Source organism: Serratia sp. 506_PEND (assembly GCF_001076875.1).
GTDB lineage: Bacteria > Pseudomonadota > Gammaproteobacteria > Enterobacterales > Enterobacteriaceae > Serratia > Serratia marcescens.
The window spans coordinates 1-13,614 of sequence record NZ_JVEL01000497.1; the positions used below are offsets into that span (position 1 = coordinate 1).

At 60.2% G+C, this 13,614-nt stretch carries 9 protein-coding genes and 1 pseudogene (1 of these 10 only partly in view); 4 read left to right on the forward strand and 6 right to left on the reverse strand.

All coding sequences use genetic code 11. The annotated features are described in order from the left end of the window. From focA to pflA, 3 genes are all read left to right on the forward strand, one after another. The coding region (focA, locus tag ADK28_RS20100) for a formate transporter FocA (RefSeq protein ID WP_048796494.1) at window positions 1–770 on the forward strand (770 nt) is incomplete at its 5' end. A 54-nt stretch (window positions 771–824) separates the two neighbouring features. Further along, window positions 825–3,107, forward strand: coding sequence for a formate C-acetyltransferase (pflB, locus tag ADK28_RS20105; protein WP_016928324.1), 2,283 nt, complete (start codon window positions 825–827; stop codon window positions 3,105–3,107). A gap of 281 nt (window positions 3,108–3,388) precedes the next feature. Continuing rightward, entirely contained in the window at window positions 3,389–4,129 is a 741-nt protein-coding gene (gene pflA / locus ADK28_RS20110; RefSeq protein ID WP_031299859.1) for a pyruvate formate lyase 1-activating protein, read from the forward strand. Between the two features lie 48 nt (window positions 4,130–4,177). Here pflA and ADK28_RS20115 read toward each other — a convergent pair whose 3' ends face one another. Continuing rightward, on the reverse strand, window positions 4,178–5,329 hold the full coding sequence (locus tag ADK28_RS20115; RefSeq protein WP_028127990.1) for an MFS transporter: 1,152 nt from the start codon (window positions 5,327–5,329) through the stop codon (window positions 4,178–4,180). A 163-nt stretch (window positions 5,330–5,492) separates the two neighbouring features. On the opposite strand from ADK28_RS20115, the gene ADK28_RS20120 reads away from it, so the two are divergent. Continuing rightward, entirely contained in the window at window positions 5,493–5,858 is a 366-nt protein-coding gene (locus ADK28_RS20120) for a DUF1801 domain-containing protein (protein WP_033640818.1), read from the forward strand. Between the two features lie 53 nt (window positions 5,859–5,911). Here the strand turns inward: ADK28_RS20120 and serS are convergent, their stop codons facing one another. From serS to lrp, 5 genes and pseudogenes are all read right to left on the reverse strand, one after another. Beyond that, window positions 5,912–7,204 (reverse strand): serine--tRNA ligase, encoded by a 1,293-nt coding sequence (gene serS, locus ADK28_RS20125; protein ID WP_016928328.1) that lies wholly within the window; start codon window positions 7,202–7,204, stop codon window positions 5,912–5,914. 109 nt (window positions 7,205–7,313) lie between these two features. Beyond that, window positions 7,314–8,600, reverse strand: a complete 1,287-nt coding sequence (locus ADK28_RS20130; protein WP_048796507.1) for a replication-associated recombination protein A — start codon at window positions 8,598–8,600, stop codon at window positions 7,314–7,316. A gap of 67 nt (window positions 8,601–8,667) precedes the next feature. After that, window positions 8,668–9,279: an outer membrane lipoprotein chaperone LolA gene (gene lolA / locus ADK28_RS20135; RefSeq protein WP_015377319.1), complete on the reverse strand. Its 612-nt coding sequence runs from the start codon at window positions 9,277–9,279 to the stop codon at window positions 8,668–8,670. Window positions 9,280–9,477: 198 nt separating this feature from the next. Continuing rightward, window positions 9,478–13,128 (reverse strand): DNA translocase FtsK 4TM domain-containing protein, encoded by a 3,651-nt coding sequence (locus ADK28_RS20140; RefSeq protein ID WP_048796495.1) that lies wholly within the window; start codon window positions 13,126–13,128, stop codon window positions 9,478–9,480. A gap of 120 nt (window positions 13,129–13,248) precedes the next feature. Continuing rightward, window positions 13,249–13,614 (reverse strand): annotated as a pseudogene (lrp, locus tag ADK28_RS20145) (leucine-responsive transcriptional regulator Lrp) (it continues 133 nt past the right edge of the window).

A 13,614-nucleotide genomic window follows, 5' to 3' on the forward strand; every position in this document is an offset into this window, starting at 1 on the left:
CGCTGAAAACGTTTTATTTGGCGATCACCGCCGGTGTCTTCATTTCCATCGCCTTCGTCTTCTACATCACGGCGACCACCGGCACCGCCGGCGTGCCTTTCGGGCTGGCGAAACTGGTCGGCGGCATCTGCTTCTCTCTCGGGTTAATGCTGGTGGTGGTGTCGGGCGCCGACCTGTTCACTTCTACCGTACTTATCGTCATCGCCAAGGCCAGCGGCCGCATCAGTTGGGGCCAGCTGGGCGCCAACTGGCTGAACGTTTATCTCGGCAACCTGGTCGGCGCGCTGTTCTTCGTGGCGCTGATCTGGTTCTCCGGCGAGTATATGGTCGCCAACGGCCAGTGGGGCCTGAATGTCCTGCAAACTGCAGACCACAAGCTGCATCACACCTTCATCGAAGCCGTCTGCCTCGGCATTCTGGCTAACCTGATGGTCTGCCTGGCGGTCTGGATGAGCTACTCCGGCCGCACCCTGACCGACAAGATGCTCGCCATGGTGCTGCCGGTCGGTATGTTTGTCGCCAGCGGCTTCGAACACAGCATCGCCAACATGTTTATGATCCCTATGGGCATCGTGGTCAAACACTTCGCCACGCCGGAATTCTGGCAAGCCGTAGGGGCGGTACCTGAGCAATTCGCTCATCTGACAGTAAGCAACTTCATCATCGACAACCTGATTCCGGTCACCCTCGGTAACATCATCGGCGGCGGTCTGCTGGTTGGATTGACTTACTGGGTAATTTATCTGCGCGGGGGCCGCGAACAGCACTAAGCTGTGAGTTACCGCGTGCAGAGTTAGAAATCCACAATCAAAGGTAGGTGTACAATGACCGAACTTAACGAGAAATTAGCCAACGCTTGGGAAGGTTTCAGCAAGGGTGACTGGCAGAATGAAGTCAACGTTCGTGACTTCATCCAGAAAAACTACACGCCTTATGAAGGTGACGAATCCTTCCTGGCTGGCGCAACTCAAGCCACCACCACCTTGTGGGACAAGGTTATGGAAGGGATCAAACTGGAAAACCGCACTCATGCGCCGGTTGATTTCGACACCAACGTTGCTTCAACCATCATTTCTCACGACGCGGGTTACATCGCCAAAGAGCTGGAAACCATCGTGGGTCTGCAGACCGACGCCCCTCTGAAACGCGCGCTGATCCCGTTCGGCGGCATCAAAATGGTCGAAGGTTCGTGCAAAGTGTACGGCCGCGAGCTGGATCCGCAGCTGAAAAAAGTGTTCACCGAATACCGTAAAACCCACAACCAGGGCGTATTCGACGTTTACACCAAAGACATCCTGAACTGCCGTAAATCCGGCGTGCTGACCGGTCTGCCAGACGCCTACGGCCGCGGCCGCATCATCGGCGACTACCGCCGCGTGGCGCTGTACGGCATCGACTTCCTGATGGCCGACAAACTGAACCAGTTCAAATCGCTGCAGGAAAAACTGGAAAACGGCGAAGACCTGGAAATGACCATCCAGCTGCGCGAAGAGATCGCTGAACAGCACCGCGCTCTGGCTCAGATCAAAGAGATGGCCGCCAAATACGGCTACGACATCTCCGGCCCGGCCACCAGCGCGCAAGAAGCGGTGCAGTGGACCTACTTCGGCTACCTGGCCGCGGTGAAATCCCAGAACGGCGCCGCCATGTCCTTCGGCCGCGTGTCCACCTTCCTCGACGTGTTCATCGAACGCGACATCAAGGCGGGCAAACTGACCGAAGAACAAGCGCAGGAACTGATCGACCACCTGGTGATGAAACTGCGTATGGTGCGCTTCCTGCGTACCCCTGAGTACGATGAGCTGTTCTCCGGCGACCCAATCTGGGCGACTGAGTCCCTGGCCGGTATGGGCGTCGACGGCCGTACCCTGGTCACCAAAAACAGCTTCCGCTTCCTGAACACCCTGTACACCATGGGGCCGTCGCCGGAGCCGAACATGACCATCCTGTGGTCTGAGAAGCTGCCGCTGAACTTCAAGAAATTCGCGGCGAAAGTGTCCATCGACACCTCTTCCGTTCAGTACGAAAACGACGACCTGATGCGTCCTGACTTCAACAACGATGACTATGCCATCGCTTGCTGCGTCAGCCCGATGATCGTCGGCAAACAAATGCAGTTCTTCGGCGCCCGCGCCAACCTGGCGAAAACCATGCTGTACGCCATCAACGGCGGCGTTGACGAAAAACTGAAAATGCAGGTCGGCCCGAAAGAAGCGCCGATGATGGACGAAGTGCTGGACTATGACAAAGTCATGGCGCGCATGGACCACTTTATGGATTGGCTGGCCAAGCAGTACGTGACCGCGCTGAACATCATTCACTACATGCACGACAAGTACAGCTACGAAGCTGCGCTGATGGCGCTGCATGACCGTGACGTTTATCGCACCATGGCTTGCGGCATCGCCGGTCTGTCCGTTGCGGCCGACTCCCTGTCCGCCATCAAGTACGCGAAAGTCACCACCATTCGCGACGAAGACGGCCTGGCTATCGACTTCAAAGTGGAAGGCGAGTATCCGCAGTTCGGTAACAACGACGCCCGCGTCGATGACATCGCCTGCGACCTGGTGGAACGTTTCATGAAGAAAATTCAGAAACTGCGCACCTACCGCAACGCGGTACCGACTCAGTCCGTACTGACCATCACCTCCAACGTGGTGTACGGCAAGAAAACCGGTAACACCCCGGATGGCCGCCGCGCCGGCGCACCGTTCGGCCCAGGCGCCAACCCGATGCACGGCCGCGACCAGAAAGGCGCAGTAGCCTCCCTGACCTCGGTAGCCAAACTGCCGTTTGCCTACGCGAAAGACGGGATCTCCTACACCTTCTCCATCGTGCCTAACGCGCTGGGTAAAGACGACGACGTGCGTAAAGCCAACCTGGCGGGCCTGATGGATGGTTACTTCCACCATGAAGCCTCCATCGAAGGCGGCCAGCACCTGAACGTCAACGTAATGAACCGCGAAATGCTGCTGGACGCGATGGAAAACCCTGAGAAATACCCTCAGCTGACCATCCGCGTCTCCGGTTACGCCGTGCGCTTCAACTCGCTGACCAAAGAGCAACAGCAGGACGTCATTACTCGTACCTTCACTCAAACGATGTAATAACGCCGACCGGGCGGGAAACCGCCCGGTGCCAACGTCAGGGCCGGTTCTGCCGGCCCTTTTCTCCCACCGCTCTCCCCTGACTCTGTACGAGTCTGTTTTGCCGGACATCTATACTTAAATGGATAGCCGGCAAAACAGTTATCCGGCAACTGACCGGCCGACAGGCATCATTACCCCCGGTGGCGGATCCCCCGCCGCTGCATCGCAGATACCTGGCCGGCGGCCACGCGCCTATTTTTAGACTGCGTTTGACAGTCCATATTGGAGAAAACCCCGCAATGTCAGTAACTGGTCGCATCCACTCCTTCGAATCCTGCGGCACCGTCGATGGGCCCGGGATCCGCTTTATCGTCTTCTTCCAGGGCTGCCTGATGCGCTGCCTCTATTGCCATAACCGTGACACCTGGGACACCCACGGCGGCAAAGAAGTGACCGTCGAAGAGCTGATGAAAGACGCGGTGGCCTACCGCCACTTCATGAACGCTTCCGGCGGCGGCGTGACCGCGTCCGGCGGCGAAGCGATCCTGCAGGCTGAATTCGTGCGCGACTGGTTCCGCGCCTGCCACGCCGAAGGCATCAACACCTGCCTGGACACCAATGGCTTCGTGCGCCGCTACGATCCGGTGATCGACGAATTGCTGGACACCACCGATCTGGTGATGCTGGATCTCAAACAGATGAACGACGAGATCCACCAGAATCTGGTCGGCGTCTCCAACCACCGCACGTTGGAATTCGCCCGCTACCTGGCGAAACGCAACCAGCGCACCTGGATCCGTTACGTGGTGGTGCCGGGCTGGTCAGACGACGATAAATCGGCGCACCTGCTGGGCGAGTTCACCAAAGACATGACCAACATCGAGAAAATCGAGCTGCTGCCTTACCACGAGCTGGGCAAGCACAAATGGATAGCGATGGGAGAAGAGTACAAACTGGACGGTGTGCACCCGCCAAAGGCCGAGACCATGGATCGCGTCAAAGGCATCCTGGAAAGCTACGGCCACAAAGTGATTTACTGATTGGCGCATGCCAAAAGAAAAACCGGCTCATGGCCGGTTTTTTTATGCTCAGGCGGCGGCGAACGGCGTGTGGTGGCGATCCGGCTTCTGCTTTTTCAGCAGCATCAGCAGGTAAACCAGCGCCACGGCGGCGATCATCACGAACAGCACGCGATCGGAGTAGTTTTGCATCAGCAGCGCCGTCATCGATGGGCCCAGCAGGCTGCCGATGGTGTAACTCATCAGCAGCGCCTGGTTCATCGCCACCAGTTCGTGCGGCATTGCCTTCTCGCAGGCCCAGGACATCGCCACCGGGTAAAGGGTAAAGCCAGCGCAGCCGAGGATGAACAGCGAAGGCGCCATGGCGTAGTTGCCGAGCATCGCCACGCTGGCGAGGATCACCACGAACACCTGAATGCGCAGCACCAGCAGGCGCCCGTAACGATCGGCCAGGCGCCCGACCGGCCATTGCCCGACGATGCCGGAGCTGACCAGCAGCGCCATCCAGTAACCCACGTTGGCGTCACTCATGCCCTGATGGGAGAGATACAGCGGCATCAGGCCATACAGCGAACCGAGCACGATGCCGGAGATGATGCAGCCGTTGATGCCGAGGCGCGCGCTGCGGCGTCTCAACATTGTCCATACTGCCGCCTGCTGCGGCTCGTCTTCATGGCGGTTGACCCGCGCGAACAGCATTGGCAACATCGCGCTGATCACAATGGCGGTCACCCACGGCACCACGTGCAGCAATTCGGTCGAGGTCATGCTCAACAGCAATTGGCCGGTCACCGTACCGAGGTAATAGACTATCATATAGGCCGCCAGCAGCTGGCCACGGTTGCTCAGGTTACCGCTGCGCAACAGCGCGCTCTCCACGATCACCCAGATCCAGGCGCAACCGACGCCGGCGAAGAAGCGCCAGCCCAGCCAGCTCCAGAAATCGATCGACAGCACCATGCCGGCGGTCGCCGCGGCGAACACCAGACAAGAAAGATGATAGCTGCGGGTAAAGCCGACGCGCTGGATCAGTCTGCCCGCCACCAACGTGCCCAACAGGTTACCGCTGAAATAAGAGGAGCTGACCATGCCCACCTGCCAGGTTGACAGCTGGGCATGGGTTAACCAAAGCGGCACTAACGTATTCAAAACGGCAATGGATACCGTGAGCAGCAAAAGGCCGCAGAGCAATAGGAGCACTGGGCGGGAGTATGCGGACATAGTGAAATTGTGACCGAACGCGCAATGAGAGTGCGCGCATCATGCCACTGGCGATAAAAAAGTCAATCGCCTCTTATCATTCCAGCGCACGATTTGTTTCCGGCTAAGCGGCTGAAAAAGCGCTATGCTCAGCGCAGAGCGGATTTAACGACGGAGAAGCGAGATGAGTCAGGCAAATAATGCGGCGGTCGAGACCTTGCTGGCAGACATCGGCAGCACGCACGGCGAGCTGCTGGAGATCGTACAACAGGTGCGCCGGGTCGCCACGGCGAGCGGCAGTGGCGTCACCGAATCGGTCAAATACGGCGGCATCATGTTCTCGCATACTCAATTTTTCTGCGGCGTTTTCGCCTACCGCAGTCACGTCACGGTGGAATTCGGCCAAGGGCACCGACTGGAAGATCGCTATCAGCAACTTGAAGGCAACGGCCAATATCGGCGGCACATCAAGCTCCACTCGCTCGCCGAGGTGAAAAGCAAGCATCTGGCGGACTACATTAAACAGGCCTACGCGCTGGCGACAGACTGAATTCTCGACATAAAAAAAGCGCCCGCAGGCGCTTTTTTCTCGTAGCTTGCCGTTTAGCCGATGTATTCCAGGCCGCCCATATAAGGACGCAGCACTTCAGGCACCTGAATGCGACCGTCGGCCTGCTGGTAGTTTTCCAGCACCGCCACCAGCGTACGGCCGACCGCCAGGCCGGAGCCGTTCAGCGTGTGAACCAGACGCGGCTTCTTGTCGGCCTTGCTGCGGCAACGCGCCTGCATGCGACGCGCCTGGAAGTCCCACATGTTGGAGCAGGACGAGATCTCGCGGTAGGTGTTCTGCGCCGGCAGCCACACTTCCAGATCGTAGGTCTTGCATGCGCCGAAGCCCATATCGCCGGTGCACAGCAGCACCTTGCGGTAAGGCAGGTTCAGCAGCTGCAGCACTTTTTCCGCGTGGCCGGTCAGCTCTTCCAGGGCATCCATCGAATCTTCCGGACGGACGATCTGCACCATCTCGACCTTGTCGAACTGGTGCATGCGGATCAAACCGCGGGTATCGCGACCGTAAGAACCGGCTTCCGCACGGAAGCATGGCGTGTGCGCGGTCATCTTCAGCGGCAGAGTTTCCTCTTCCACGATCTCGTCGCGCACCAGGTTGGTCAGCGGCACTTCCGCCGTTGGGATCAGCGCGTAGTTGCTGCTGTCGGCTTCTTCTTCCAGCGGGCGGGTATGGAACAGATCTTCGCCGAACTTCGGCAGTTGGCCGGTGCCATACAGCGTGGCGTGGTTGACCAGATAAGGTACGTAGGCCTCCAGGTAGCCGTGCTGCTCGGTGTGCAGATCCAGCATGAACTGGGACAGCGCGCGGTGCATGCGGGCGATTTGCCCTTTCATGACCACGAAACGCGAACCGGTCAGCTTAACCGCGGCGGCAAAATCCAGCCCGCCGGCCATTTCGCCCAGATCGACGTGATCGCGCACCGCGAAGTCGTACTGGCGCGGTTCGCCCCAGCGGGTGACTTCCAGGTTTTCGCTGTCGTCTTTACCATCCGGCACCGCGTCGTCCGGCAGGTTAGGCAGCGTCAGAGCGTAATCGCGGATCTCGCTTTGCAGCGCATCCAGCGCCGCCTTGGCGGCATCCAGCTTGTCACCCAGCTCGTTCACTTCGCGACGCAGCGGCTCGATGTCTTCCCCACGCGCTTTGGCCGCGCCGATGGATTTCGATCGGGAGTTGCGTTCCGCTTGCAGCGTTTCAGTTTCTACCTGCAGAACTTTGCGGCGTTCTTCCTGCGAACGCAGCAGATCCAGATCGAGTTTAAAGCCTCGGCGAGCCAGTTTGACGGCGACTGCGTCTAGCTCATTACGCAGCAGATTGGGATCGAGCATGCTAATCCTGTGCTTGTTGTTATTGAAAGAAGTGTTGTTGTTCTATGCGGCTGATTTATAGCCGCATAAAAGAAGAGTGATACCCGCTAACCTTACCGCAACGGCCACGCTAGCGGTAGCGTTTTGTCGGGCTATTTTGATCCTGCTCAGCCAGCCATGCCAACTTTTCGCCGATTTTCCCTTCCAGCCCGCGCGAGGTCGGTTGGTAGTAGCGCGTATGGGCCATTTCGGGCGGGAAATAGTTCTCACCGGCGGCGTAGGCGTTGGGTTCGTCGTGGGCGTAACGGTATTCCGCCCCCAGCCCCATCTCCTTCATCAGCTTGGTCGGCGCGTTGCGCAGGTGCTCCGGCACGTCATAATCGGCCTGCTCTTTGGCATCGCGCATGGCGGCCTTGAACGCGGTGTAAACCGCATTGCTTTTCGGCGCGCAGGCCAGGTAAACAATCGCCTGCGCGATGGCGCGTTCGCCCTCGGCCGGCCCCACGCGGGTGAAGCAATCCCAGGCGGCGATCGCCACCTGCATGCCGCGCGGATCGGCGTTGCCCACGTCTTCAGAGGCAATCGCCAACAGACGGCGCGCCACATAGAGCGGATCGCCGCCGGCGGTAATGATGCGCGCATACCAGTACAGCGCGGCGTCCGGCGCCGAACCGCGCACTGATTTATGCAGCGCGGAAATCAGGTCGTAATAACGGTCGCCCTTGTTGTCGAAGCGCGCGCTGCGCTCGCCCGACACCTCTTTCAGCAACTCCGGCGTCAGCACCCGCACGCCTTTGGCATCGATCTCCGCCATGTCCGCCATCATTTCCAGGCTGTTCAGCGCCCGGCGCGCATCGCCGCCCACCAACTCCGACAGCAGGCGGCGCGTTTCCGCGGGCAGCTCGACGTTCTGATTGCCAAAGCCGCGCGCCTTGTCGCTCATCGCCTGATCCAGCACCTGGCCGATATCTTCGGCGGTCAGCGCCTTCAGCAGGTAAACGCGGGCGCGGGACAACAGCGCCGAGTTCAGTTCGAACGACGGGTTTTCGGTGGTGGCGCCGATAAAGGTGATGGTGCCGTCTTCGATATGCGGCAGGAAAGCGTCCTGCTGGCTTTTGTTAAAGCGGTGCACTTCGTCGACGAACAGGATGGTGCGGCGGCCGGCGTCGCGGTTTTGCCGCGCCCGCTCAATCGCCTCGCGGATCTCCTTGATGCCGGAGGTCACGGCAGAGATCCGTTCGACATCCGCCTGGCCATAACGGCCGATCAGCTCTGCCAACGTCGTCTTCCCGGTGCCCGGCGGCCCCCATAAAATCATCGAGTGCAGTTGCCCGGCCTCAATGGCGCGCGGCAGCGGCTTGCCGGCGGCCAGCAGGTGTTGCTGGCCGATATACTGCGCCAGCGTGGTCGGCCGCATGCGCGCGGCCAACGGCTGGAACTCGTTCTGGGAAAAATCGAGCGACAGATTATTACTCACTTGCACCTCACTGGCGCTGGTCGTCCAGCGTCACCCCCTTCGGCGGGGTAAATTTGAATTTGGCCGGATCGGCGGCGACGTTCTGCTGGCTTTTCAGCGTATAAGCACTACGCTGGCCATCCTGCTCCACCGCGGCGAAGCTGCGGATGGTGCCGCTGTTGGTCACGCTGATGGCGAATTGCTTCAGGTTGCCGCTGGCGGATTTTGGCGTTAATTCAAAATCATCGCCCTTTTGCTTCACGTTGTACTGTTTCCAGTCGCTGGCGTTATTGCGGGTGATCAGCATAAACGGCGTATTGCCGGTGGCGTTCTTCAGCCAGGTCGCCGTCACCTGCTCGACGAACGGGTTGTAAAACCACAGGGTTTGACCATCGGAGACCAGCACGCTCTCATCGGGTGACGTCATGTGCCAGTTGAACAGGTTCGGCCGCTTCACCCACAGCTCGCCTTCACCCTGTTGCACCGCGGCGCCTTCGGCGCTGGTCACGGTTTGCGAGAAGCTGGCGTGGAAACTGTTCACCTTCGCCAGGCGACTTTGCAGATCCTGTGCGGCGTCGGCCAGCACGGAGGTAGAAGCGAATCCCGAAAGCAGACAGCAGGCAACTAACAGTTTTTTCATTATTCCAGATACCTTATGAAATGCGTTAACCGCAGGGCGACGCCGTGCGGGCCAATCAACCCTTTACTCCCGTTACTTTACCTGAAGCCGGCGATCGGCCGGTAGGCCAATGTTCCGAGAAGAAACGGGTTTACGCTTCTTTGCACAAGGGCCGCTTAAGCGGCCCTTTCTTATTAAATTGCAATGGCTAAACGACCATCAATCGTGCCGCGGCGGCGCCAGCACCTCGCGGTTGCCGTTATGCCCCTGCTCGCTGACGATGCCCTGCGCCTCCATCTGTTCGATGATGCGCGCCGCGCGGTTATAGCCGATGCGGAACTGGCGCTGTACGCCGGAGATGGAGGCGCGGCGTTTATCCACCACGAAATCCACCGCCTGGTCAAACAGCGGATCCAGCTCTTCGTCGCCGTCCATGCCGCCGCCGGCACCGCCCTCGCCGTCTTCGCCGCCGCTGAGAATGCCCTCTTTATATTGGGGCCGCTCGCGCGCTTTCCAATCCTTGACCACCGCGTGCACTTCCTGATCGCGCACGAATGCGCCATGCACGCGCACCGGGATCGAGGAGTTCGGCGCCAGATAGAGCATGTCACCCATGCCCAGCAAGGACTCGGCGCCCCCCTGATCGAGGATGGTGCGGGAGTCGATCTTGCTCGACACGGTAAAGGCGATGCGCGTCGGAATGTTGGCCTTGATCAGGCCGGTGATCACATCCACCGACGGACGCTGGGTCGCCAGCACCAGATGGATGCCCGCCGCACGCGCTTTCTGCGCCAGGCGAGCGATCAGCTCTTCGACCTTCTTGCCGACCGTCATGATCAGATCGGCGAATTCGTCGACCATCACTACGATGTACGGCTCTTTCTCCAACACCGGTGGCGTGATGTCCATGCTGTCGGTCGGCTTCCAGAATGGATCCGGGATCGGGCGCCCCATCGCTTCGGCCTGATCGACGCGCTCGTTGTAGCCGGCCAGGTTACGCACGCCCAGGGCTGACATCAGCTTGTAGCGGCGTTCCATTTCACCCACGCACCAGCGCAGCGCGTTGGCGGCGTCTTTCATGTCGGTGACCACATCGGTCAACAGGTGCGGAATGCCTTCGTAAACCGACAGCTCCAGCATTTTCGGGTCGATCATGATAAAGCGCACTTCTTTCGGCGTGGCCTTATACAGGATGCTCAGGATCATGGCGTTGACCCCGACCGATTTACCGGAGCCGGTAGTACCGGCGACCAGCAAGTGTGGCATTTTGCCCAGATCGGCCACGACCGGTTCGCCGGAGATGTCTTTACCCAATACGATGGACAGCGGCGACGGATTGTCGCGGAAGGCCGGGCAATCCAGCACTTCACGCAGATACACCGTTTGCCGTTTGGCGTTCGGCAGCTCCAGACCGACATAAGGCTTGCCGGGGATCACTTCCACCACGCGCACCGCCGAAGTCGACAGCGAGCGCGCCAGATCGCGCGACAGGTTGGAAATGCGCGCCGCTTTAACGCCCGGCGCCAGATCCAGCTCGAAGCGGGTGATGACCGGCCCCGGCAGGATGTCCACCACGTCGGCTTTCACGCGGTAATCGGCCAGGCTGGCCTCCACCAGGCGCGCCTTCTGTTCCAGCGCGAAGGAATCGACCGGCTCCACCTCTTTCGGCGCCTCGGTCAGCAGATCCAGCGTCGGCAGCGGCGTGGTCGGCTTCTGCAGCGGCTGATCGTTGCGCATCAGGAACGGGTGAATCAGACTGTCCATCGCAGGATGTTGCTCTGCCTGAGCTTGCTGAGGCTGCTGCTGCGCCGGTTGCTGCGGCTGCTGATATTGCTGCGGCGACGGCTGTTGATACTGCTGTTGCTGCGGCTGCTGGTATTGTTGAGGCTGCGGGTGCGATTGCTGAGGTTGGGCAGCCGGCGCCGCCTGCTCAAACTGACCGAACGGCACATCGTCCTCTTGCTCGCTTTGCTGTTCAATGCGCTCTTCAAGCTGCGGGGACAGCGTGAACATCGGCTCGCTCGGGCCATCGTCCACCAGATCCGCCATCGGCGAGAAGCTGAAAGCATTGCGGGTATCGATCGGGCTGGCGGCCGGCGCCTGCGGAGCAGATGCTTGCTGGCCGTAGCGCGCCTGCTGCTGCTCGGCAAACGCCTGACGCAGCGCGGCCTCTTGCCGCGCCTCTTCGTCGTCCTGCTGATCTTCGCCGTAACGCTGGCTCTGTTGCTCGGCGAACGCTTTGCTCAGCTCAGCCTCCTGCTGAGCCTGTTCATCATCCTGCTCCGGCGCGTAGCTTTCGCCATAGCGCTGGCTTTGCTGCTCGGCAAACGCCTGACGCAGCGCGGCTTCCTGTAGCGCCTCTTCATCCTGCGGGTTCACCGCCGCCGGCTGCTGAGGCTCCGCCTCTGTCTGGCGCTGTTCCTGTTCGGCCGCACGCTGCGAAGGCAGCTTGATGCCGTAGGAAGCCAGTTCGCGACGGGTCGGGATGCGCACCGGATTCGGCCGCGGCAGTTCAGGGCCGATGCCCTGCTTAACCTGCGGATTGCCGTCACTGGTCGCCGTGAAGGCCGGCATAAAGGTCGCCGCTGCGACGCCCGCTGCAGCAGCGGCTGCCGCCGTATCCGGCTGCGGTTTGGCGCCGGTGGCGCTGAAACCGCTCGAACTGCCGATGTCGACGCTGTCACGCTGTGCGGCGGTAAAATCAAAGGGAGAACGCGCCGGCGGTTGCGGCGCGGCCGGCTCTTGCCAGTTGCCGAGGCGCGGCTCATCGTCATCCTGATAAGGATCGACAGGACGCGTCGCCTTAGGCGCCGGCGTTTCTTCCGGGATCTCGAAGGAATACAGCGGCGGCGTAGCGTCTTGCGCCGGGGCGCTCACCGGGTGCTGATTGACAGAGGCCGGCGCGGCCGGCGCCACCGTTACCGACGGAGCCTGTGTGGCGATCGGCGCTGCAACGGGCTCGTGGATCTCTGCCTTCACCGCCGGTGCAGGCGAAGCCGCCGGCGCGATGGGTGCGGCTTCCGCTTCAAGCTCGCCATCGTCGGCGCGCAGGCCGCTGAGCAACGGATCGGCGGCATCTTCTTCTGCCGCTTTGGCGCTTTCGGTGACCGAAGGCGCGGAGAACAGCACGTCGTCATCGGCGGCCGCGGCTCCGGCGGCGGTCGCGGCAACCGCTGCGGCGGTGCCCTTCCCTGCCTGCTCAGGCTCGTCGTCAACGTAACGCTCGTCATCCTCAAAATAGCGCTCTTCGCGACGTGAGCGATTGGTCATCACTGTCGCGACGCCCAGCACCGCCCCGCCGATCTTCTCGGCGATCACCAGCCAGGACCAGCCGGTAAACAGCGTCAACCCCGCCGCCCATACGCACAACAGCGCCAGCGTAGCGCCGATGCCGTTGAACCACGGCAACATGGCGTTGCTCAGCAGGCTGCCGATCACGCCGCCGGAAGCGAAGTAATAGAGATCGTCGACGTTCAGCGCCGCCAGCCCGCAGGAGGTGAGCACTAACGCCAGGGTGCCGATCAGGCGCAGGGAAAGCGCGAAATAGTCGATGTAGTCTCTGTTGCTGCGTTGGCGATAAGCCGCCCAGCACAAGACCAGCATGATCGGCGGTATCGCGTAGGCGAGCACCCCGAAGGTGAAGAACAGCGTATCGGCCAACCAGGCCCCGACACCGCCGCCCAGATTGTGAATCGGCTCATGCCACGCGGTCTGCGACCAGCTTGGGTCAGACGGATTGAAACTGACCAGCGCAGCCATGAGGTAAACGGCAAAAATCGCTACCACGATAAGCACAGCTTCCAGCAAACGCCGGCCACTGCTGAGTCTTTTCAGGGTAACTTCTTTATCTTCTGTATATTCCTGGCTCAAGAAAGGCTCTCCAGGTTCCTGTTAGCTGACATAGCAACAGCGCCGAGAAACTGCCCCGGCGCCGAAACTGTATGAATAAACAGGAGTGTAACCAATTTAATCAGGTTTTGCACCTGCACCTTACCGTGTTTTGATAACCAGACGGTTACTCTGTTTCACTTCTTCCATCACTACGTAGGTACGGGTGTCGTTAACACCCGGCAAACGCAGCAAGGTTTCGCCCAGCAATTTGCGGTAAGCCGACATGTCCGGTACGCGGGTTTTCAACAGGTAGTCGAAATCGCCGGAAACCAGATGACACTCCTGAATCTCTTCAAGCTTCTGCACTGCCGAGTTGAATTGCTCAAACACATCCGGCGCGCCGCGGTTCAGCGTGATCTCCACGAAAACCAGCAGGGACGCATCCAGATAATGCGGGTTAAGCAATGCGGTATAGCCATGAATGAAACCCTGGCGCTCAAGACGGCGCACGCGTTCCAAACATGG